General features: G+C 67.5%; 4 protein-coding genes. All 4 read right to left on the reverse strand.

The features are described 5' to 3' along the window. Positions 1-21: 21 nt before the first annotated feature. From entS to ACRVY7_RS12610, 4 genes are read right to left on the reverse strand one after another with little or no spacing between them, the layout of a single operon-like run. Positions 22-1,335, reverse strand: a complete 1,314-nt coding sequence (gene entS / locus ACRVY7_RS12595; protein WP_431817279.1) for an enterobactin transporter EntS — start codon at positions 1,333-1,335, stop codon at positions 22-24. Further along, positions 1,332-14,726 (reverse strand): amino acid adenylation domain-containing protein, encoded by a 13,395-nt coding sequence (locus tag ACRVY7_RS12600; RefSeq protein ID WP_431817280.1) that lies wholly within the window; start codon positions 14,724-14,726, stop codon positions 1,332-1,334. Before ACRVY7_RS12600 ends, entS begins: the two co-directional genes overlap by 4 nt. Next, positions 14,723-22,300, reverse strand: coding sequence for an amino acid adenylation domain-containing protein (locus ACRVY7_RS12605; RefSeq protein ID WP_431817281.1), 7,578 nt, complete (start codon positions 22,298-22,300; stop codon positions 14,723-14,725). Before ACRVY7_RS12605 ends, ACRVY7_RS12600 begins: the two co-directional genes overlap by 4 nt. Further along, a complete protein-coding gene (locus ACRVY7_RS12610) occupies positions 22,297-25,515 on the reverse strand; it encodes an amino acid adenylation domain-containing protein (RefSeq protein ID WP_431817282.1) in 3,219 nt (1,072 codons plus the stop codon). The genes ACRVY7_RS12605 and ACRVY7_RS12610 overlap by 4 nt, the downstream gene beginning before the upstream one ends. Position 25,516: the final 1 nt, after the last annotated feature.

Genomic DNA, 25,516 nt, shown 5'->3' on the forward strand with positions numbered 1-25,516 from the left:
CGCTCCGACCGCTCAGACCGCTCAGGACAGCGTGCTCTCCACCGGGCGGTCGTTACGTACTGCGACGACCGCCCGGAGCACGAAGGCCGCGATGATCGACAGGACGAGCAGCGCGAGTCCGTAGTAGACGATGGCATCCGATGCGGTCCAGATCGTGCCGAAGACGCCTGCGACGAGCGCACCGATCGTCACGCCGCCGACCTCCTGGGCCATCCAGATGCCGTTCACCCGTCCCAGCAGCGGCCCGGGGGTGTGGTGCTGGATGAGGGAATACCGGAGCACTTCCTGCGTCGCCTCGAGATATCCGACGATGCACAGCAGGACGATCGCCAGCCACGCGACCGGTGCGAACCCGAAGAGCACCTGGACGAGCGCCGCGCCCGCGAGTGCGCCGAGCAACACGACACCCGGACGCCGTACCCCTGCCAACCATCCACTGGTGAGTGCGCCGAGCATCGCGCCACAGGCGACGGCCGCGTACAGCAGGCCGGTTGCTCTGGCGTCGCCGCCGAACCGCTCCGCCACGAGCGCGGGAAGGAGTGCCACGAGTCCCGCGCCCAGCATCGCCAGAACACCGACGATCATCACGCCGAGCACGACGCGTTGCGAGGTGAGGAACTCGACGAGTGATTGCGGCGAGTCGCTGTGTGCCGCGTCCGCGGCGTTGACCTGAGCTCCTCCGGACGACGACTCCGACTCTGCGCCAAGGGTTGCCGCAGTGGGAGGCATCGACGGGAGACCCAGCAGGATCAGCACCGTCAGGGTCGCCAGGATCGCGGCAATGGTGTAGGCCCACTCGACACCGGCAGCCGCGATGATCAATCCGGCGATGGCAGGCGAGATCGCGGTCCCGACCCGGACTGTCAGCGAACTGAGTGCGCCGACCGCCACGAGCTTGTCTCGCGGGATCAGCGTCGGCACCGCCGCCATCAACGCCGACGTCGAGAGCGAACCGATCAGCCCGTCGACGCCCGCAAGAACGTACAGAGCCACCACCGACGTCGTGCCGAATACACCGAAAGCGTTCAGCGCGAGGCCTGCGAAGCTCAGTGCCGCGCCCGTGCGTCCGAGAAGAATCAGCTTCTTGCGATCGAACCGGTCGGCGAGAACACCACCGACCAGCATGCCGACGAACGTCGTGACGCCCGTGACGGCAGTCGCCGCGCCGACCTGCGCCGACGATCCGGTGAGGTCGTACATCTGGATCGGCACCGACACCATGAGGAGCCCGATGCCGATGATCGAGATGAGTCGGGCGCAGAAGATGCGGCGGAAGGCCGCGCTCTCGCGCAGGGGACTGATATCGATCAGGACCCCACGTACCTTGCCGCTCATCGACCACCTTCCGTCTCGCCGCTGTTCACGCTCGCCAACTCGGTGAGGGCAGCCAGCCATCGATCTGCCAGACGCGCAATGGCATGTGCGTCGATCATTCCGGGCTGGTAGTTCCACGTTGCCGACAGTCGCGGCCCGTTCGGCCCGTCGACCGTCGCGACGTCGACGATGAGTCCGTAACCGGCGGGCATCTCGTCGTCGGGTCCGATGTCGACCGACTCGGGCGCCATCGACCACCCGTCGAAGGCGAAATCACGGTATCGACCAACGTAATTGAACTCGATAGCCGCGCTCGGTAGGTCGATGACCTCCCGGTCAGTGTTTTCGTCGCCGCTCGCGGAACCGTACCGCAGCAGACCGTACCCGACGCCACCGTCCGGGATCGTCGCCCGTTGCGCCGCGAGATCTCTCGCCTGTGTTGCGGCGTCGTCGGTACCGCCGACCCGGATCGGATGGACGGCCGTGAACCACCCGACGGTGCCGGTAAGATCGGCGCCCGGAACGAGATGTTCGACGCGGCCGTGCCCCTCGGAGTCGACGAGCGTCGGGGTGCTGATCGCCGCACCGAACGCGCCCAACAGCACCTCGTCGACGCCGACACCCAGCCGCGCGCCGACCGGACCCAGGATCTCCCGCGCGACATCGGTATCGACATCGACGCGATGTCGGAGCACGGTGCCCTGGCGATCACGAGTGGGATCGAGGGCACGCGAGAAGACGGCCAGCGGATCGACATCGGCGGCGATCTGACGCCAGAGGTCCGTCTCACCACTGCGGTCCAACTCCGCCAACTCGCGCGCCCACGCACCGAAGTCGGTCGATACCTGCGCGAGCGAGATGTCCTCCGGTGCAACACCTGCGGTCAGCTGCGTGTACGCGGCAATCAGTTCCGGGACGAGCACGCGCCACGACACACCGTCGATGACGAGGTGATGGATGGCCACCAGCAGGCGGCCCGGTTCATCGCCCCGGTCGCTCCACGCGGCCGCGACCATGCGTCCTGCCACGGGATCCAGGCGAGCGCGCACAGTGCGTGCGAGCTCAGTCAGGTCGCCGTCAGTGCCGTCACTGCCGTCGACGACGAGCACCTCGGGCACGACGCCGGATTCGGTTGTGTCCTCGCCGATCTCGGGGATGTCGAAGTGCCACGGCGACGTGGTGGCGACGAGTCGAGCGCGCAGCATGTGGTGGCGCGACACGAGAATGTTGAGCGCCTGTGTGAGCGCGTCGACGTCGAGACCCGCGGGAACCGTGAGCAGCGCTGATTGGTGGAAGCCACCGATGTGCTCGGGGTTGCCGCTCGTGAGTTCGTCGAGCCAGCCAACGATCGGGGTGGCAGGCACGACGCCCGCGGCCACCCGGGGGAGTTTCGGTGCGGTCCCTGCGCGTTGAAGTGTCTCTGCGAGTCCGACGATGGTGCGATTGACCATCACGTCACGCGGACTGAGTGTGAAGCCCTCGGCGCGCAACCGGGCGACGAGCTGCATCGCCACGATGCTGTCGCCACCGAGCTCTGCGAAGTCGTCGTCGAGTCCCACCTGGTCTGCCGGCAATTCCAGCACGTCGGCCACGGCATGACACACTCGCCGCTGCACGTCCGTCTCCGGCGGACGCACAGTGTGGTCGAAGGTCGGTTCCGGTAGTGCGCGGCGATCGATCTTGCCGTTCGGCAGGGTGGGCAGCGCGTCGAGCACGACGACGGTCGCGGGCACCATGTAGTCGGGCAGCATCGTGCGCACGGCAGCACGCAGGGTGGCGGGCTCCACCGGAGCCTGCTCCTCGCCTGCGTAACGATCGGCCACGACATAGCCGACGAGCCTGCCGGCACGCGCGACGACGAGCGCCGTCGTCACTCCCGGTACCGACGTCAGCGCCGACTCGACGTCACCGAGCTCGACGCGGAAGCCGCGGATCTTCACCTGGTCGTCGGCACGGCCGCGGAAGTCGAGCTGGCCGTCGCGCGTCCAACGAACCGTGTCGCCCGTGCGATACATCCGCGACCCGTCTGCCGCGAACGGGTCGGCGACAAAACGTTCGGCGGTGAGGTCGCCGCGACCGAGGTAGCCGCGTGCCAATCCCGCTCCGGCGAGGTACAACTCACCGTCGACGCCGTCGGGAACCGGCATGAGTGCCGGGTCGAGGACGTAGGCGCGCGCACCGTCGACGGGTCGGCCGACAACCGGATGCTCGGCGTCGGCCGCGCGTGCGACGAGAGCGTCGACCGTCGCCTCCGTGGGGCCGTAGAGGTTGTAGGCTTCGGTTCCGTTCAGTTCGCGATAGCGCTGCCACTGGGCGTCGGGAACCGCTTCGCCACCGAAACCGATGGCGCACAGGGATTCTTCGGCACCGTCGAGTTGACGCAGGTGTGACGGCGTCAGCTCGAGGAAATCCCAGCTTTCAGCACGCAACTGCGCGGCGAGCGCCTGCGCGTCGTGCTGGGTATCGGCGTCGACGATGCTCACCTCGTGGCCGTCGAGGAGCCACAGCTGTGGCTGCCACGAGGCGTCGAACGCCAGTGACCACGCGTGGCCGACGCGCAGGCGATCACGCCCGGCACGGCGACGTGCGGGCTCGTGGAGCATGCGTCGATGGCTTGCGAAGAGGTTCGCAAGACCGCGATGGGGCACCACGACCCCCTTCGGTGTGCCCGTGGACCCGGAGGTGAAGATGACGTAGGCGGGGTGATCGGGCAGCACCGTCGCTGTCCGCCTCAGCGCAGGCGCCGAATCGGCCTGTGTTGGAGCGAGAATCGGGTCGTCGAGGGTGTCGATCACGCGTCGCGGCGACGCGACGCCGGTCATCGCGGCAACTCGCTCGGGCGGTGTGCCCGGCTCGATCGGTAGGTAGGCGGCACCCGCGACGAGTACGCCGAAGATCGCTTCGAGCGCGACCACACCACGAGGCAGCGACACGACCACGACGTCCTCGGGACCGATGCCCTCGGCCACGAGCCTGGCCGCGATTGTCTTCACGCGCAGGTCGAGCTCGCCGAACGTGCGAGTACCGTCGTGCCCTCGGAGCGCAGGTGCAGATCGATCGCGGGCCACCGCGGCGTCGAACAACTCGGGGAAGGTCGTCGCAGGAGCGGGCGGACGATGCAGGTCGCGCAGTTCTGTCGCGATTCGGATGTCGAGCGCGCGTAGCGGCCGATCCCGTTGTGCCGCCATGAAGTCCAGGATCATGACGAGCCGTAGGGCCATCGATTCGACCGTCGCCCGATCGAACAGATCGGTGCTGTACTCGATCACTCCGCCCACCCGCGGCGTCACGCCGGTGGCGTCCTCGGTGAAGTCGAACGACAGATCGAACTTGGCCGTCGTCGGCAGTGGCGGCGCGATGCCTTCACCCCCGCCGGTTCCCGTGTTGCCGTCGGTTGGTGACTCGGGGAGTCGCCCGTCGACGTAGACCACCATCGTCTGGAACAGCGGGTTGAGCGCCGACGAGCGTGACTGCGCCACCGCTTCGACGACCTGCTCGAACGGGACGTCCTTGTTCTCGAACGCCGACAGGTCGGCCGCGCGGATCCGTGCGAGTAGCTCGGCCACCGTCGGATCACCCGACACATCGGTGCGCAGCACGAGGGTGTTCAGGAAGAAGCCGACCAGTTGGTCGAGCCGTGCGTCGTCGCGCACGGTGACCGGCGAACCGAGCGGGATGTCGGTGCCTGCACCCAGTCGCGACAGTAGAACCGCCACGGCCGCCTGGAACACCATGAACATCGACGTTCCCGTCGATGCGGCAAGCTCCTTGAGTGCCACGACCGTCTCGGGGCGAACGCCGACGAGGACTCCGTCGCCACGACCTGACGGTCGCGGAGGTCGGGCCCGGTCGTAGGGAAGTGACAGCTCCTCCGGCGAACCGTCGAGAATGCGGCGCCAGAAGTCCAGCTCGCGTCGACCGCGGTCGTCGGCAAGCAGATCCCGCTGCCATGCGGCGAAGTCGGAGTACTGCAGTGCGAGATCGTCCCACTCGGGTGCAATCTGTTGTGCGCGTGCACGATACGCCGTGTCGAGGTCGGCACGCAGCGGCGCTGCCGACCACTCGTCGGTGGCGATGTGATGGATCGTGACCACCGCGAACTCGGATGTTGTCGCCACCCGAATCGGTATCTCGGCGGCAAGGTCGAAGGCGTGTGCCGCGTCCGCGTGCAGCTCAGCGATGTCGGAGACCACGCGGACCGGAATCTGTGGCGCGACGACGACATCGGGGCGATCGTCCGGGTACCGCGTTCGGAGTATCTCGTGGCGGTCGACGACGTCGCGGACTGCTGCGCGCAACACATCCGGGTCGATGGGTGTTGTCCCCTGGGGCCCGCCCGGACGCCAGAGCAGCGGCACGTTGTACGTGCTGGTGGGTCCCGACACTCCCGCGAGCGTCAGCATCTGGGCCTGACCGAAGGAGAGCACCGGTTCGGCGTCGGCGCGACGACGCAAACTCGTTGTGTCCGAATGCGATTCCGTCGACGTGGCATCCCCGTTGGCGACGAGCCACTCGGCCAGTTGAGCGATGCTCGGCTCGTCGAACACTGTCCGGACCCCGACGTCGTACCCGAGTGAACCGCGAATCAGGTTGACCAACTTGATGGCGGCGAGCGAGTGGCCGCCGAGGGTGAAGAAGCTAGCGTGGATATCGGTGACGTCGGTCCCGAGTACCGCCGAGAATATCTCGGCGAGGTCGGATTCCAGCGAGGTCCGCGGGCTGGTGCCCTGCGAACCGTCGACGGTCGGCGTCGGCAACGCACGGCGGTCGAGCTTGCCGGTCTGATTCAGCGGAAACGCATCGAGCACGACCAGCGGTGACGGAATCATGTAGTCCGGCAGCAACGTCGAGAGTTGACGTGTCACGGACTCGACGACGGACGACTCGTCCTGCGAGTCGGCGTCTTCCGAATTGCTTGCTGCGACGATCCAGCCGACGACCCGATCGGAGTCGACGGCGACCGCGGCGTCGGCGACCCGGGGCAGCGAACGCAGTGCCGCCTCGATCTCGCCGAGCTCGACGCGGTTTCCGCGCACCTTCACCTGGCTGTCGATACGGCCGAGGTACTCGAGGACGCCTGCTCGACGTCGGACCAGATCGCCCGTCCGATACACCCGCGTGCCCGGCTGGTCACCGGTCGGATCGGCGACGAAGGAGCCCGCGGTGCGAGCTGGGCGCCCGAGATATCCACGGGCGAGCGGTGTTCCGCGCACGTACAGTTCGCCCACCGCGCCGTCGGGTACACGCCGCAACGACGTGTCGAGGACGAGGAGGTCGGTACCGGCGATCGGACGTCCGATGGGTGCCGTGCGGGTGGACGCGTGTGGAACCGCGGTGTGATCGGTGACGACGACCGTGGTCTCGGTGGGACCGTAGGCATTGATCACTGCCAGCGACGGTGCCGCGGCGAGTACGTCGTCGACGAGCTCGGTGCGTAACGCCTCGCCGCCGACGATCATGTGACGCAGTGAGTCGAGGCCAGGAAGGTGGGGGACGAACAGCTCGAGCAGCGACGGCACGAAGACCGTCGTCGTCACGCCGTGGGCGCCGATGAGGTCGGCGAGTCGGCGGGGGTCGCGCTGTGCGCCCGGTTCTGCGACGAGAACGCGCGCGCCGACGGTGAACGGCAGCAACAACTCCCACACGGCACCGTCGAAACCCACCGGCGTCTTGGCGAGAACGGTGTCGGCGGGTCCGATACCGCCGCCCGGCATGGTCTCCGCGCGCCACCGCAGCACGTTCACCACGCTGCGATGGGTGACCACCACGCCCTTCGGCCTGCCCGTCGAACCCGACGTGTAGATCACATATGCGGCGTCGTCGGCGCGTACGTGAGGCAGCTCGGAGTCGGTGATCGATGCCGCTGGGTTCTCCTCGAAGAGCCGATCGTCGACGCTGATCGTCGGGACACTGATCGCGGGGACACTGGCGGTGGTCACTGCCGAGCTGCCGCTTCCGACGATGACCGCGGCGGGCCGCGCGTCGTCGAGGATCGTCGCGACACGGTCAGTGGGTGTGTCGCTGTCGATCGGCAGGTAGGCCGCACCCGCGCGCAGCACGCCCTGTAGGGCGGCCAGTTGCGCCATGCTCCGCGGGACGAGGACGGCAACCACGTCGCCGGGTCGCACGCCGAGGTCGATGAGTCGCGCAGCCAGTCGTTCGGTCGCTCCTGCCAGCTGGGCGTAGTCGACCGATCCACCATCGGTGTCGGACAACGCTATTTGCGACGAATGCCGGCGGGTGACGTCGTCGATGAGATCTGTCACCGTGTCGGCGTGATCGGCGAGCGCCTGCGCGCCGCGCTCGGCGTCGCGGATGGAAGCCTCGTCGTCGGGACCGAGAAGCTCGATCTGATCGACGACGACGTCGGGCGTCGCACTGACGACGCGCAGGATGCGGGCAAGGCGTGCGAGCAGGTCCTGAGCGGTAGCGGCGTCGAACATCGTCGTCGCGTACTCGAGGGCGAGTGTCAGTTCACCCGTCTCGGTGTTGTCGACGACGGTGAAGGCGAGATCGAACTTGGCCGATACGGACGTCAGGTGCTCGAACGTCGCCGGGACACCGAGGAAGCGATCGGGCATCGCGCCGAACGGCAGGTATCCGACGCTGACACAGAACAGCGGATTGCGTCCGGGAACGCGCTGCGGTGCAAGGTGTTCGACGATCTGCTGGAAGGGGATGTCCTGGTTGTCGAATGCAGCGAGATCAACTAAGCGGACACGGTCGATGAGTTCGTCGAAACGCGGGTGGCCGCCGACGTCGGTGCGCAATACCTGGGTGTCGACGAAGAAGCCGACGAGGTCGTCGAGCGCGGGATCGTTACGGCCCGAGACCGGCGATCCGAGCGGGATGTCGGCTCCGGCACCTACTCGGTACAGCAGCGTGGCCACTGCCGCCTGGGCGACCATGAACATGCTGGCTCCATGATCGGCGGCGATACGCGCGAGAGTCGCACGGGTGTCGGCATCGACGACGGTCGACTCCGTTGCCGCGGGTCCGGGCGCACCGGGACGCCGTGGACGGTCGCGGGGGAGTGCGAGCTCCTCGGGGAGGTCGGCGAGTGTGTCGGTCCAGAAGTCGAGCTGCTTCTGACCGCGCTCGCTGATCCGATCACGTTGCCACAGTGCGTAATCGGCGTACTGGACGGGCAGCGGTGAGAACTCCGGTACTGCACCTGCGGCCCGTGCGGCGTAGGCAGCGGTGAGGTCAGTGAGCAGTGGTCGGTCCGACCACTCGTCGGTGGCGATGTGGTGCATCGCGATGGTCAGGACCGCAACGGTCGACTCGGCGGGTGCAGCGACCTGCGCCACCTGCACCCGTATCGGTGGCGCCGAACGCAGATCGAAAGTGCGCGTGAGGAACTCACGTGTCACCTCTGTGACCTCGGCACCGGCGGTGCGCACCTCGACCACATCGGGGACCTCAGCGGAGTCGAGAACACGTTGGTACACCTCGCCGTCCGCCGTGGTCTCGAAGACGGTGCGCAAACTCTCGTGGCGTGCCAGTACATCTCTCAATGCCGCCGACAGTGCGTCGGTGTCGATGGATTCGTGCACGCGCACGACGTGGCCGTAGTGATATGAGATGTCGTCGGGATCCATCTCGTAGAGCACCCAGAGTCGTTCCTGTGCGGGCGAGAGCGGGATACGGTCCGGCCGAACACCGGTCGTGATGTCGGTGGTCGATCCGGTCAGTTCGGTGCGCAGCGCGATGTCGGCGGGAGTCCTCGCCTCGAAGAGGTCGCGGATCGCCAGTTCGGCGCCGAGTTCGGCGCGCAGCGTCGAGACGAGACGCATCGCCGCCATCGAGTGACCGCCGAGCGCGAAGAAGTCATCGTCGATCCCGACCGCACATCCCTCATCGGTGTCCGGGAGTCCGAGGACCTCGGCGAAGACCTCGCACAGCCGTCGTTCGAGATCGGTGCGGGGTGCGCGTCGCGTACCGCCGACCTCGGGGGCGGGCAGCGCCTTCACGTCGAGCTTGCCGTTGACGGTCATCGGGAACTCGGTGACCGTGGCGAACAGGGTGGGGACCATGTAGTCGGGGAGGTTTGCGCTCAACTCGCGTCGCAATTGCGCGTAGTCGAGCTCCGAGCCCGCGTCGGTGGGAATCACGTACGCCACCAGACGTTTGACGTCGGGTGTCGCGGGATCGGCGGTCGCCACGACTGCCGACGACGCGATCTGCGGCAGCGCGGTCACTGCGGCGTCTATCTCGGCGAGCTCGACCCGGTAACCGCGGACCTTGACCTGATCGTCTGTGCGTCCGAGGAAGTCGAGATTGCCGTCGGGACGGATCTTCATCGCGTCGCCGGTGCGATACAGGCGGCCTCCGTCGGAGAACGGATCCGCGACGAACCTCTCGGCGGTCAGATCGGGCCGTCCGAGATATCCGCGCGCAAGGCCCGCGCCGCTGATGTACAACTCGCCCGGCACACCCGCGGGCACCGGGCGCAGCCACGGGTCGAGCAGGTGTGCGGTGGTGTTCCAGATCGGGGTACCGACCGACGACGTCGGTGTTTCGTCGGTGCCCACCCCGAGGGTGTTGATCGTGTACTCGGTCGGGCCGTAGAGGTTGTAGCCGAGGGTGTGCGGGTGTTGACGAAGCGCAGTCCACACCGGTTCGGAGACTGCCTCACCACCGAGCAGGACGAGCGCGGGCACGTGGTCGCCTGCGAGCAGACCGTCGGCGAACAACTGCGCTGCATACGTGGGCGTCACGTTGATGACATCGATGCGGTGGGTCGCGCAGTAGGCGACGAGCGCCGTCGAATCGGCACGGAGTTGCTCGTCGGCAACGTGGACCTCGTGGCCCTCGACGAGCCACAGCAGCTCTTCCCAGGACATGTCGAACGCGAACGAGACCGTATGCGCGATGCGGAGTCTCCTGCTGACACCGGCCTCACGAGCGAGCGCGATCGCGGGCTCGAAGACCTTCTCGCGGTGGTTGAGCTGCATGTTGGTCAGGCCGCGGTAGGGCGTGATGACACCCTTGGGTTTGCCCGTCGAACCCGACGTGTAGATCACGTACGCCGGTTGATCCGGGTCGACGTGGGGAGCCGCCCACGCCGGTGATGTGGGGTCGGGCAGGCCGTCGACCGCAAGTGTCGGCAGGCCGACCGTGTCGAATCGGTGCGCCACCGAGCTGTGGGTCAGGATCAGCAGCGGCGCTGCGTCGTCGATGATGCCGTGGAGTCTGCCGTCGGGGTGATCGAGTTCGAGGGGCAGATACGCTCCGCCGGCCCGCAGGATCGCAAACAGCGCGACGACGGTCTCAATGGAACGGGGGATCGCCAGTGCGACAACTGTTTCCGCTCCGACGCCGTGGTCTGCGAGCACATGTGCGACACGGTCGACCTCGCCGTCGAGCTGTGCGTAGGTGAGACGCGAATCGCCGTAGATGAGTGCATCGGCGTCGGGGATCGTTGCGGCGCGCTCGGCGAGCAATCCCGACACCGTGGTGTCGGGGAGCCGATGGAGTGGACCGACGAGCGCAACGTCTGACTCGAGCGACAGATCGAGAGAGGCAACCGTGGTGCCGAGGTCGCGACCGATCAACTCCAGTGCGTGGCGGAATCGTGTCACGAATCCGTCGGCGTAACGATGGTCGATCAGGTCGTCTCGATACTCGAGTCGGAACCGAATCGATGCACCAGGTGTCACCACGAGCGCCAACGGGTAATGGGTGTGGTCCAGACTGCCCTCGCCGATGACGTCGTGCAGCGCCGACTGCTCGCGCTCCTCTTCTTCGGTTCGGAAGTTCTGCAGGACGTAGAGGACGTCGAACAGCACCGGATGCTCGGTCTCCTGCTGAAGGCGGGCCAATCCGATGTGGTCGTAGGCCATCAGCTCTACGCGGGCATCCTGACTGCGGCGCAGGAAGTCTCGCACCGACTCCTGCGGATGCAGCACCGTTCGCACGGGGACGGTGTTGAGGAACAGCCCGATCACGGTGTCGAGGCCGGCAACCTCTGTCGGACGGCCGGCGACGGTGGAACCGAACGCGACGTCGGTGACTCCGAGGACGCGCGACAACGTGAGGGTCAGGGCTCCCGAGATGACGGTGTTGAGTGTGACGCCCGCAGACCTCGCGTCAGCGCGGAGTGACTCCGACGCGGCGACACCGAGGTCGACCTCGATCCGACGCGGCGCACGAGGAGTAGACCCCACCGCCCGCGGCGCGACGAGCGCTGGCTCGGTGTAGCCGTCGAGATGTGCGTGCCATGCCGCGAGCGCGTCGGCGTCGGACGTGTCAGCGATCCAGGCGAGGTAATCGCGCAGTGAGGCTTCCGGTGTCGTCGCCGGGGCGCCTTCGAGGTGGGCGAGCAGCCGCGACACCACGAGTCCGCCAGACCAGCCGTCCCACAGCAGGAATCGACGGTTGACGACGATGCGGTCGTGCTCGCCGGGCAGGTGAATCAGCGTGATCCGCCAGAGGGGTGCGGTGCCGATCGGGATCTCGCGGCCGCGGTCGGCGTCGAGGACCGCGTCGAGCTCGAAGTCGACGACGTCGGGCGACACCTCCGTGAGGTCGACCTCCGCGATGACGGGATCGACCGCGCTGCGGATGATCTGCACAGGGGAGCCGTCGACCTCGACGAATGCGGCCCGCAATTCGGGATTCTCGTCGAGTAGCGCGCGTGCGGCGCGCCGCAGCGCCTCAACGTCGATTCGGTGGCCGAGGTCGAGCCAGAACTGCGCGGTGTAGATGTCGTCGGATGCGTCGACCTGCGACTGGAAGAACAATCCCTCCTGTAGCGGTGTCAGCGGCCAGATGTCGTCGATGGTTCCGTGTTCGCGAGTGAGTCGCTCGACGGTCGCTTCGTCGAGTGCCACCAGACGTCGATCGGCGTCTGCGATCACCCGGTCGGTGATCGCCTGCGCCAGGGTGTCGGCGTGTGGGATGACTTCCGAATCGACGTCGACGATGACCGACCAGCCTGCGTGATCGGGAGAGTCGTTGCGCAACAGCCTGATCGAGACGGGGTGTGCGGTCGGCAGTCCGTGGTCGCCGACGAGCACGTCGGGTTCGACGATCTGCCCCGCAGCAGTGGCGCCGGCCAACGCCGCGCCGACCTGCGGTGAGAGATAGCGCAGCACATCGAGACCCGGTCCGTTGCCGAGCGTCGGGTTGGGGCCGGAGGGTAGCGAGGGATTCGCCAGGTCGATGCGTATCGGCTCGAGTGCCTGCAACGGGCCGACCGTGCGAGTGCCGACGGGTCGCAGGTCGACGGCGAGGTCGATCAGGAGTTCCCGCGGCGCATCGACGCCGAAGACGTCTGCGATCGCACCTGCCAGCGCCGCAACGAGAGCGTGCTGGGTGGGATGTTCGACGTTCGGGTCGTCCACGTCGACGCGAGAGCTGTGTGTCGAGTGGTCGGCCCCGGATGCGCCGGACGCGCCGTCGATGCGCGGTAGCGACGCTCCCGGCGCGAGGGCTTCAAGATAGTGCGCCAACGCGCCGACATCGGCGGCTCGTCCTGCCAATCCCGTTGCCAGAGTGCTGAGTTCGGCGTCAGGTGCATCGACCTCGATGTGCCTACCCGCGGCGGCGTCGTCGAGCGCGGTCTGCAGGTCGGTGCGGAGAATCTCCGCGGACGTCGGATCGACAAGCGCGGCGTCGAACGCGCCGATGACCTCACCGGTCGCGGGCACGAAGGTCAACCCGTGCGCGGGTGCTCCGGTCGGCTCGACGTCGGTGATCGAGACCGGAAGGGTGATGTCATGCGTGGACGCGGTCGTCAAGGTCCACAGGATCGGTGCGGGCCGACTGACCGTGGTGCGCAACGCGGGATGTGCCGCGGCCAGCGCAGAGGCGATGTCACTGACCGCGTCGGCGGTCACTGTTGAGGGCGCCCAGGCACGAATGACGCGGGGCGGCAATGTATCCGGATCGATCTGGCCTTCGCGAAGTCGCGCCAACGAGGGTGTGAGCGATACCGCGCCCGCAGCTCCGTGCGTTTCGGTGCGAACCGAGCGCAGCGCATCGTCGAGCTGTCCGTCGGGAGTGAATGCGCGTAGGCGTTCGGAGGGAGCGGTGGCGAGCGCGCGCAGGAAAGCGGCGAAATCTTCGCCGAGACGGTGCGCCTGTTCGGCTGCCTCGGCGACGGTGCGAACGACGACTTCGGCGGGCCTGTCCCGACGCCTCACCTGGATCTGGATCTCGACATCGGAGACAGGACCGGATGCGAGAGCATGCAGCGAGAGTGGATGGCCGCCCATCGTCTGCCGCGAGGTGTTCGCCATGACGTTCACGCCGAGACCGAACATGCGGTACGGGCCGTCAGATGGTGCCGATGAACCCGCCTCCCTGGCCTGCGCTGCGAGAGCACGGCCGAGATCCTCACCGCGAAAACGACTGTGGGCGACGAGCGCGAACACCGCGCGTTCGGTGCGGGCGGCGAGGTCGGCGAGGTTGTCGCGCGGGTCCGCGTCGACGCGCAGCGGCAGCACACTGGTCACCATCGACGGTGTTGTGCGTGCCCTACGGTCAAGTCGCCCGGTCACGGGTAGCGCGAGAACCAGGTCGGTGCGGCCGGTGCGCACGTGGGCAAACGCCGCAACCGCGGCGATCAGCAGGACGGTCGGTCGTACCCCTGCATCGCGCGCGAGCGTGCGCAACGGGTCGAGAACCTCGAGGGGAATGTCGAAGCGTGACGCGATGATGCCGCGACCGGGCACCACATCGTCGTCGAGGAGTCGCACCGGCTGCGGCCGGTCGCCCATGCGCGCCAACCAGTAGTCGGCATCGGCGGTGAAGTCGGGACCGTCGCGATAGTCGTGCTCGGCGTCGAGCACCGGGAGCAGCCGCCAGTCCCTGGCTCGCGACGCAGTGCCGTTGCCAGAAGTCTCGGATGTCCCAGAAACGCCGGATACGTCGTAATGCTCCTGCACCGCCTGGGTGAAGAAGCCGAGCCCCATGCCGTCGCAGACGAGGTGGTGAACCTTCACAAGCGCCAATGTCGGGTCGGGCTGGTCGGTTGCTGAGTCGGTGTCGGTTCGGGCGGTGCGCAGGATCGTGCATTCGGTGAGTGGGCCGTGCGCGATGTCCATCGGCTGCGCGAGTTGTGCGGCCATCCAGTCGCGCGCTTCGGGGAGAGGCATGTCGAGGATGTCGACATCGAAGTCGGTAATGGGCAGGACTCGCTGCCGTACGTCGCCGCCCTCTTCGACGAACACGGCGCGCATCGCTTCGGCCTTCTCGAGGACCGCGAGGATAGACGCCCGGAGACGTTCGACATCGGTTCGTGCGTCGACCTCGACGTAGAGTCCGGTCACGTACAGTGCGGGGTCGCCCGAGGCCTGCATCGACAGATAGATGTCACGCTGACCGGCGAGGACGGGCAGTGTCTGATCCTGCGAAGTCGGATGCTGCGAAGTCGGATGTTGGGGGCTGACATGCTGCGAGGTCACTGGTTGACTCCGGATTCTGCTGGCGCCGCAAGCGAATCGAGCGCCGTGCACAGTGCAGCGGCGAGGTCGCGCACAGCGGCGTCGTCGAGGTGGTCGGGTAGATAGCTGAAAGTCGCGGCGACAACGGGACCCGACGACTCGTCACGACAGACGATGTCGATCTCGAGTGGGTAGGCGACACCGAGGCCCGGGTCGGGATCTGCGGCGAGTGCCGTCGATTCCACCGAGGGCTGCCATGGCGAGCCCCCGCCGACGGTGAAGCGTCCGAGGTAGTTGAGCAGCACGGACGGTCGCGACATGGTGGCGAGCGCGGCCGACAACTGCGGGTTGAGGTAGCGCAGCATGCCGAATCCCGCTCCGGCAGCGGGCATTGCGGTCCATGCTGTCTCAGCGTCGGCGATTGCGTCGGCGATGTCGCCGGTGGCCGATAGCCGGATCGGCGCGACGGTGGTGAACCAGCCCACCGTGTGTGACAGATCCGCGTCGATGCCGAACTCATGTGCATCGCGACCATGACGTTCGGTGTCGACGATGAGGTCCCCTGTGTCGAGAGCTCGTGTTGCGGCGACACGCAACGCCCCGAGGAGCAGCGACGTGATTCCCACACCGCGGCGGGTGGGTAGATCGGAGACGAGCGATGCCGAGGTTTCCGGAGACAACGTGACGACGTGGCGCCGCTGGTCGGTGACGGTGCCCGACGTGGGGAGCTGACCGGGCACCAGTTCGCCGCCCGGTGCCAGCACCTGCGCCCAATGGGCAGCCTCGTCGAGCAGTGCCGGATCGGCGGCTCGCTCGGTCACGGCGGCGGCGAATGCGTGCAGGGGTGTCGGGGTCGGAATCGGTTGCAGCGCAACACCGGTGGCTGCCGTCTCCCAGAGGGTGCGGAGATCCTCGAGCAGGATGCGCCGTGAGACGCCGTCGACGGCGAGATGGTGAATGACCAGGATCAGTCGCCCCGCGATCGGATCGTCGGGCGAGCCGGTCGTCAACCAGGTCGCGGCCACCATGAGTCCTGCGCCGGGCGACAATCTGCCTGCCGCCGCGCTGGATTCGGCCGACACGGTTGCGGCGAGCGCGTCCGGGTCGTCGAAGACGGATCTGTCGAGCGTGACGATTCGCAGGACGTCGTCGACGTCGACCGATCCCGGTGGCGCGCTCTGCATGTTCCAGAGCACACCGGCGACGATCTGCAACGAACTCCGAAGCGCCTCATGGGAATCGAGCAGTGCACGGAACATTGCGCGAAGCGTGTCGGCGTCGAGTTCCGCCGGGGTGTCGACGACGAGCGACTGGTTGAACCGGTCGATCGTGCCACCGATCTCACGGAGTCGATGGACGATCGGCAGCAGCGGAATGGGCGTCGGCGCGGTGGCCGCCGGGTCGTCCGTGCTCGTCGGAGCGGCAGACGACGTGTCGTCGATCCACTCGGCGACCGAGCCCAGCCCGGCGACCGTGCGGTGAGTGAAGACATCCCTCGGCGTGAATCGGATGCCACGTCGTCGTGCGCGATTGACCAAGGTCGTCGAGACGATGCTGTCGCCGCCGAGCGCGAAGAAGTCGTCGTCGACGCCCGGCCGGTCGTCGAGTCCGAGAGTGTCGGCGAAGATGTCGGCGAGCGCGGTCTCGATCGCTGTCGTCGGTGCACGACCCTCCGCGACGCCGACCTCGGGTTCCGGAAGTGCTGCGGCATCGGTCTTTCCGTTGACCGTCAGCGGGATCGAGTCGACGATCACCACGGCCGACGGGACCTCGTGCTCAGGCAGAGCGTTGCGCAGTGCCTCGTGGAGTGAGCCGGCGTGGAACGAATCGGAAGCGAGATTGTCCGCGACGGCGTAGGCCAGGATTCGGTCGGCACCGCTCGGTCCTGGCCGGGTCAGGACTGCGGCGTCGCGCACGCCGGGCAGACCCGCGAGGGCTGCCCGGATTTCCCCGAGTTCGATACGGAAACCACGGATCTTGACCTGTGTGTCCGCGCGCCCGAGATAGATGAGCGCACCCTGGCCGGTCTGTCGGAACAGGTCCCCGGTGCGATACAGCACCTGACCGGTGCCCGAGGGGTCGGCGACGAAACGGGTTGCGTGCAGCGCCGGGCGCTGCAGGTAGCCGGCGGCGACCTGGGGGCCGGCGAGGTACAGCTCACCTACGGCACCAACGGGTACCCGGCGCAGATACCCGTCGAGCAGATGGCCGGTGAAACCTGGCAGCAACGCCCCGACGTCGCTGCCCGTCGCGGTATCGATGGTCTGCTGATCGAGCACCAGATACGTTGCATGGACGGTGATTTCGGTGATGCCGTACATGTTGACCAACGTGGTCCGCGGATACCGCCGGCCGAACGATCGTAGGCGCGGCAGGTCGAGCGCCTCGCCACCGAAGATCACGTAGCGCAGTGAATCCAATGCCGACCCGGAGCCAATTGTCTCGGGGGTCTCCTGGTGCTCGGTGTCTGCGAGATCTGCGGCGTCGAGGGCGAAGAAGGCCGACGGCGTCTGGCTGAGCACGGTCACGCCCCGCTCGCCGATGAGGGCGGCGAAGTCGGCCGGCGAGCGGGTGGTGGCGTGATCGGGCACGACGAGGTGCGCTCCGGTCGAGAGCGGACCCCACAGCTCCCACACCGAGAAGTCGAATGCGTAGGAGTGGAACATCGTCCACACGTCGTTCTCGTCGACGTCGAACAGTTCGGCCGTGGCATCGATCAGTGCGACGACGTTGCCGTGCGTGACGGTGACACCCTTGGGCTTTCCGGTCGACCCGGAGGTGAAGATCACATAGGCCGGGTCGGCCGGGGTGAGTTCGGGTTCGAAAACCGCTGTGTCAGAGAGGGAGTCACCTTCGCGCTGGAGGTAGTCGGCGTCGACGATGACCGTCGGCGCGGCGTCGGCGAGAGTCGACGACATGCGTTCACTCGGGTACGCGGGATCGATCGGAACGTAGGCGGCGCCGCAGCGCAGTACTGCGATGATCGCGGCGACGAGGTCCGTCGAGCGTTCCAGGATCAGGGCAACCGAGTGTCCGCGTCGCACGCCGTCGCAGTGCAGGCGTCCGGCGATCGACGCGCTGAGTGCATCGAGTTCGCGGTAGGTGAGCGTGTGCGTGCCGTCGGACACGGCGGGACGGTCGGCAAAGGTGCGTGCGCTGGCGGCGAAAATGTCGACAAGGGATCGCCGAGGACGAACGACGTCGGGTGCGGGCAGCACGGGAAGCTCGGCGGACCGGCCGAGGCGCAGCTGCGCGACGTGACTGGTCGGGGCGTCGACGAGCGCAAGCAGTACGGATCTCACGCGCTCTGCGAGATCAGCGACGGTCTGTTCGTCGAAGAGTGCCGCGGCGTACTCCACGCGCAAGCGGATGCCGGCGGAGTCGGCGAGTTCGACGAACTCGAAGGTCAGGTCGAACTTGGCGGTTCGGGCTCGTGGGAAGACGGGTTCTGCACGCAACCCGGTGAATTCGGGGGCGATGATCGGGTCGCGGTACTGGACCATCGTCTGGAACACCGGATGTCGGCTCAGTGCTCGTTCGGGGGCGAGTGCGGTGACGATCTCGTCGAACGGCACATCCTGTGCGGCCAGGGCCGCAACGTCGGTCTCCCTGACGCGGCGCAACACCTCGAGGAGCGTCGGATCACCGGAGAGGTCGGTGCGCAGCGGCAGGGTGTTGACGAACATTCCGATCAGCGACTCGGCGGATGCCGATGACCGGCCGGCCACCGGGGTGCCGACCACGATGTCGTTGCCCGCGCCGGACGCGTTGAGCGCGAGCGCCACAGCGGCGTGCGCTGCCATGAACACGGTCGCATCGAGTGCCCGGACGGCAGAGCGGAGCCCGACGAGAACGTCGGCGTCGACGACGATCTCGACCTGACCACCAACGGCATCCGGCTCGGTGGGCCGGGGACGGTCGTAGGGGAGGTCGAGTTCGGCTGGTGCGTCGGCGAGTTGGTCTTGCCAGTAGTCGAGTTGTCGGCGTACCAGTGATCGGGAATCGTCGACGGTGCCCAGCCGCTCGATCTCGACAAGCGTGTGATCGGCGTACTGGAGCTGTGGCGCGGCAACCGGCGTGCCGTTGTAACCGGCGGCGAGCTCGTCGAAAAGCGTTGCTGCCGACCATTCGTCCGCGGCGATGTGGTGCACCGTGAGGAGCAGCACCGCCGACGCCTCGGAGGTGTGTAGGAGGTCGGCGCGCAGGGGCAGGTCCGCTGACAACTCGAATGGGCGCCCGACGAGTGAGTCGATCGTCGCGTCGAGGCTCGCGGGTTCGATGTGATGTTCGTCGATCAGCACGCTCGCGCCGTCGACCCCATCGATGACCTGCGCGTCGTCGACGATCCTTGTGCGCAGCGTCTCGTGGCGTTCGACGATGCCGTCGAGTGCGCGTTGCAGCCGCGCAGCGTCGACTGGCCCGTCGAGCCGAACGGCGAACGGAATCGTGTACGCGGCATCGCCGATCCCGCTCTGGAAGGCGAGTCTGCGCTGCGCGGGCGAGAGCGGAATTCGTTCGGGGCGTTGCGCGGGCACCGTTGCCGCGCTGCCGGTGACTCCGGTAGTCGTGGTTTCAGGAGCGCCGCTGTCGTCTGCGAACAGCGCTGCGAGGTCGGCGAGCCGCGGATGGGCAAAAACTTCGGCGACACCGACGACACGTCCGGTCGCCACCCGCAGCCTCGTCAGCACACGTGTCGCCGAGAGGGAGTGGCCACCGAGGTCGAAGAAGTTGTCGTCGACGCTCGGCCGTGCCGCGCCCGCGGCGTCGAGGCCGAGGACGTCGGCGACGGTGTCGACGACGAGCCGCTCGATGTCGGTGCGCGGCTCGCGTCGGGAGACCGCGCGCGGCGAGGTCGGGGCGGGAAGGGCCCTACGGTCTGTCTTGCCGCCCGGTGTACGGGGAAGAGAGTCGAGTCGGGTCCAGGTGGCCGGGATCATGGCCGCGGGCAACGTATCGGCCAGTTCGGCCGGGACGGCGTCGGGTGCCTGAGCTCCGGCAACGTAGACGTCCAGACGTGTGTGTCCGTCGTGATCCTCACCGACTACCGCCACGGCATCGTCGACGCCGCCGAGTGCGAGGACAGCTCGTTCGACCTCACCGAGTTCGACGCGGGTGCCGCGGATCTTGACCTGCGAGTCGGCTCGACCGAGGAGCTGCAGTCTGCTGTCGGCAGTGATCAGACCACGATCGCCGGTGCGATACATCCGGTCACCGGAACCTGCCGGGTTCGCGACGAATCGCGTTGCCGTCCAGTCGGAGTGGCCGTGGTAGCCCCTCGCCAGTTGGACGCCGGTGACGTAGACCTCGCCGGAACGGCCGACTGACACCGGGTTCAGGTGACGGTCGAGCACGACGACACCAGCGCCCGGAACCTGCGTGCCGACGGTGATCGTGCCGACCGCGGCGGTGCGGATCGTCGCGGTGGTGACGTCCCCTGCGACCTCCGACGACCCGTACGAGTTCACCACTTCATCTGCGGCGCCGGCGAGTTGAGCAGCAGTGCTGCCGGGAAGTGGCTCACCGGAGACAATCCAGCGGCGTATCGACGGCGTCGGCTCGGGTTGCGCTGGTTTTTCAGAGGGTGGGCTGTCGGGGAGCAGGTCGGCGATTGCCCTCGCCAGTGACGGCACGGCCGTGATCTGGTCGACCGCGTGACGGTCGATCAGCTCGGCGAGTGCCATCGCGTCGCGCGCGGACGCGTCGTCTGCGATGGCGACGGTGGCGCCCGCGGCGAGTGCGCCCAGGATCTCGGTGGTGCCGTCGATGAACGCGATGGCGCTCTTGGCCAGTACGACCGATCCGTCCCACCGCTGCGCGGCCCACGTGATGCGATTCGCCAGTGCGGCAGCGGTACCCACAACACCCTTCGGTGTTCCGGTCGAACCCGACGTATAGATCAGGTAGGCGGCCGACTCGGGATGTGCCGTGAACGGAGCGAGTTCGGGTGAATCGACGGCGTCGTCGCGGATCTCGGCGAAGGTGTGTTCGTCGAGCACGAGCGCGGGTGCCGCGTCGTCGAGCATGAATCGGATGCGACCGGAAGGGTAGGTCGGGTCGATCGGCGCGACGACCGCGCCGAGCCGGGCAACGGCCAGGATCGCGACCACCATGTCGATGCCACGCGGCAATGCCACTGCGACAACGGATTCGGGTCCGATGCCGCGCTCTCTGAGGACGTGAGCGGTTCGTCCTGCGAGCACATCCAGCTCGCGGTACCCGACGCGTCGATCACCCAAGAGGAGCGCTGTTCGTCGTGCACAGCGTTGCGCGGTTTCCGAGATCTGCTGGGCCACCGGAACATACGGCAGGGAGGCTTGCGGCAGGGAAGCTGACGGGAGCGATCCTGATGGCGGCGTCGTGGCCGCAGGGGTCACCGTGAGGCCACCCAGGAGTTTCTCACGCGAGTGCGCGAGCAGGGTCAGCCACGCGACGACCTCATCGAGTAGGTGCGGGTCTGCTCCGCGGCGTTCGAGCACCAGCCCGATCGAGGGGTCGTCTTCGACGAGAAGCGTTGCGGTGAAGTCGTTGTCATCCTCGATATGGGGCCGCACATCTCCGCGAGGGAAGCTCTCGAAGACGACGAGCGACGAGATCGGGCCGCCGAGATCTACTGCCGACATGATGTCGGCAAGCGGCACGTGGTGGCTACCGAGGAGGGCGAGTTGCTCGCGCTGCAGTCGTGTCAGCGTGTCGCCGACGGTGTCCGTCGGATCGATGCGCACCCGCACGGGGATCGTGTTGATGAGCATGCCGACCATCTCGTCGACACCGGGCACCGACGGATCCCTACCGGAGACCACCGTCGCGAATACGACGTCGTCGCAGTCGTTTCGATCGGCGAGCACGAGTGCCCAGGCGAGCTGGATGACGGTATTCAGTGTCGCCGAGGACTGCGTCGCGACGTCACGCAGCGCCGCCGAAACCTCGACGCTCAGGTGCACACGTAGTGGCGCGCTGGGCGTCGTCGGCTCGACGATGTCGATGAGCGTCGACGCCTCGACATCCGCGAGTGCCCCCACCCACGGGCCGACGTCGCGGCCCCGTGAGGCAATCCAGCGTGCGTAGTCGCTGATCGGCCGTACGGGTGCGAGAGTGTCGCCCTGGTACGCGCGCACGATCTCGCTGAACATCAGGTGCAGCGACCACCCGTCCAAAGCAACGTGGTGTGCGACGACGAACAGCCAGCGAGGGCGTCCGGACTCGGTCACGAGTGTAAAGCGCAGCGGCGGAGGCGAAGTCAGTGCGATGCCGGTCGTGCGGGCGTCCGCGCGCAGGGTGTCGAGTCCGTCGTCGAGCGTGGCGATGTCGACGACGGGGAGCTGTGTCTCGACTGTGGTGTGGACGCGGGCCACTGGTTCGCCGGTCCGTCGACGTGTGTACGAGGTCCGCAGTGTTGCGTGTCGGGAGGTGACGGTGGTGATCGCCTCGCGCAGGCGGTCGACGTCGATCTCATGCGTGAGGACCGTCGTGAGATCGAGGTCGGCGAGGATCAGATACGGGTCGACGTCAGCAGAGCCACGGGGGGCTGTCGATCGGTAGACGATCGCTTCCTGGAGGCCGGTGAGGGGTAGGACGTCTTCGAGCGCTGCGCTCACAGCAGGTCACCCTCCATCAGTTCGTTGAGTTCGTCGGCGTCGACCCCTGCGGTGGTTGCGGCCGCAGAGCTTGTCGGGAGCGGCTGGCCTGTCGGGTACGAGTTCTCAGCATGCGTAGCGGTTGCGTGGCTGCGTGCTACCGACGCCAGTCCCGCGACCGTGGGATGGTCGAAGATCTCCAGCGGTGTGATTTCCCAGCCGGCCGACGCCGCGGCGCTGACCACTCGCACGGCGACGATGCTGTCGCCCCCGAGTGTGAAGAAGTTGTCGTCCGCTCCGACTGCGGGAAGCCTGAGCACCGTCGCGAACACCTCGGCGAGCGCGGTCTCGACGGGACCCGACGGCGGCCGCGACCGAGCGGCCTGCGCCGCGTAGTCGGGCGCGGGCAGTGCTCGTCGGTCGATCTTGCCGTTGGGCGTGAGGGGAAACTCGTCGAGCACGACGAGTGCTGACGGCACCATGTAGTCGGGCAGGATGTCGGCGATGTCGCTCCGCCACGAGTGGGCCAGCGCGTCGTGCTCGGTGTGGTTGTCTGTGGCCGAGTGCGTGGTCACGTAGCCGACCAGTCGCCCGTCGACGGAGGTGACCACCGCGCCTGCGACGGCCGGGAGGGAAGTGAGCGCAGCCTCGATGTCGCCGAGCTCGACTCGGAACCCGCGCACCTTGACCTGATGGTCGGTGCGGCCGAGGCAGTCGAGTCGGCCATCCGGCCGGATGCGCGCCAGGTCTCCGGTGCGATACATGCGCGCGCCGTCGGTGTACGGGTCGGCGACGAATCGGGCGGCGGTCATGCCGGGCAGGCCGCGGTAGCCGCGAGCGAGTCCGTCTCCGCTGAGATAGAGCTCGCCAACGCGCCCGGCAGGAACCGGGTGCAACGTCGAATCCAGCACGCGGACACCCGTGTTCGCGATCGGGGTGCCGATGGTGACGTCGGCGGCATCGTCGACCTCAGCCGTCGTCGACCAGATCGTCGTCTCTGTCGGTCCGTACATATTGCGCACCGACCGCGCGGAAGCGACGAGGTCGCGAGCGACGTCGGAGGGCAACTGCTCGCCGCCGACCAGTACGTCGACACCTGCCAGCGCGGGTCCGTGCCCCGCACCGAGGAAAGCCGACCACAACGACGGTGTGGCCTGGATGACGTCCGGTCGATGTCGGGAGATGAGTGCCGCGAGCCGCGCCGGATCGTGAATGTCGTCGTTGTCGGCCAAGACCACACATGTCCCCGCCGAGAGCGGTACGAGTGTCTCCAGGAGTGCGATGTCGAAGGAGATCGTCGTCACCGCCAGCAGCGACCTGCCGGGGCCGAGGCCGAGTCCGCCGACCATGTGGTCAGTGAAGTTCCGCAGGGCACGATGTGGGATCACCACGCCCTTCGGCTTGCCGGTCGACCCCGACGTGTAGATCAGGTAGGCAGCAGAGTTGCCGACCGGGTCGTCCGACGTGGTCTCGACCGGCCGCCCGTGCGGATCGGATAGGCGCCGGATCTGAACATCGCGGTCTCCGGACGCCACGACGGTGGGTTCAGTGATGGGGGATTCGGTGATGCGGGACTCGACGACGGCGGGTTCGATGATGGCGACAGGCGCGGCGTCGGCGATGCTGGCAGCTCTGCGGTCGGCGGGAAATCCCGGATCGAGTGGGAGAAAGGCTGCGCCACTACGCATCACGGCGACCAAGGCGACGATGAGGTCGATGCCGCGGGGGAGTGCGACAGCGATGACCGACTCGGGTGCGACTGGCCCCAGCCGCGCCACGAGTTCGTCTGCGCGACGATTGAGTTCGCCGAAATCGATCGCGTCGTCGCCGTATCGCACCGCGATCGCACCGGGCGCAGCGGCCGCGATGCGAGCATCGAGCGGGGTCGGGTCGATCGGTGCTGTCGTGCCGGACGGGAGAACGTCGACGCCGTGCCGGTCGATTTCCGGCGCATCTGACGCAGGCACCTCAGTGCCGGGCTCGTTGATCCGCATGGCGCCGACGGGACGGGTTGGCTCGCTCAGGAATTCGCCGACGAACGCCGCCAGAGAATTGGCGATTCGGGCGGCGCGGGCCTTGCTGTAGATGGCGGCGTCGGCGTCGAGTGTGAGCTCGAGGTCGGAACGGTCGGACTCCGTCGAGCCGAGGTCGAGTGCGGTGATCGAGAGATCGACGACCGGACCACGACGCAGCGAGCGGACCGTTGCGGTAATCGAGTCGGCTGAGTCGGCGTCTGCGGAACCCTGGGTCCCGGAATCGAAAGTGACTGTTGAGCCGAACGGTTTGACGTTCACTGTCGGTCCCACGACACCGTCGACGTCGCAGCGTCGTGCGTCGCGGACGATGTCCTCGCCTCGGTAACGCGCATGCGGCGCGATCCGGCGGATGCCTGCTGCGGCGTCGGCTGCGAGTTCGTCGGCGGTCGCTGCGGGGGCGACCGCGACACGCAGTGGGGTGACGTTGACCGTTGTGCACACGACATTGGCTGTGGGAGAACCGAATCGGTTCATCATCGGGAACCCGATCACGACGTCGTCGGCACCCGTGGCGCGTGCACAGAATGCCGCGACGGCGGCGACGAGGCGATCAGGCGACATCGCGGCCCCGCCTGCGCCGCGGACCAGGGCACGAGTCGTGTGCGTAGCGGCCGCGATGCGGTGGCCACGCGGTGTGTCGCCCAAGGTCAGGGGACCAGTGACGCCCGCGAGCTCGCGGCTCCAGAATTCTGCGCTCGCGCCGGCATCGGGTTCTGGCGGAAGGTCGACGACGCTCCCGAGGCGTCGGGTATCACCCGGATCAGCGTAGAGGCGACCGATGCGCCGAACGAGCAGACCGAGGCCGTAGGCGTCGATCACGATGTGGTGCGCGACGACGAGCACAGAGGTACGCCCACCCGCGTGGAGGATCTCGACGACTGCGCACGGGCCGGATGCAGGGTCTATCGCGATCTGGACCGCGGCCTGCGCATACACATCGATCGCGTCGGTATCGGCGCCGAGATCGCGGTCGGTCACCTCGATCGGTACGCCGAGCTCGACTGCCACATCGCCGTCCTGCTCGGAGAACACAGATCGCAGACCGTCGGCTTCGGCGACGGTCTGGCGAACAGCGGCTGAGAGGCGACTGGCATCGGGTCGAGGTTCGAAGTCGACGAGTTGACCGATCGTGAACACATCGGGGTTAGGGGCGACTCGCTGCGCGAACCACAAGCCCTGCTGCGCCGACGTGGCGCGCATC

Origin of the sequence: Gordonia jacobaea (genome assembly GCF_965344965.1) — a bacterium.
Lineage (GTDB): Bacteria > Actinomycetota > Actinomycetes > Mycobacteriales > Mycobacteriaceae > Gordonia > Gordonia jacobaea.

What these genes read in the sequence shown, in the direction of transcription:
- entS (WP_431817279.1), bottom strand. Translation starts at nt 1,335, where the DNA reads ATGAGCGGCAAGGTACGTGGGGTCCTGATCGATATCAGTCCCCTGCGC.
- ACRVY7_RS12610 (WP_431817282.1), bottom strand. Translation starts at nt 25,515, where the DNA reads ATGCGCGCCACGTCGGCGCAGCAGGGCTTGTGGTTCGCGCAGCGAGTC.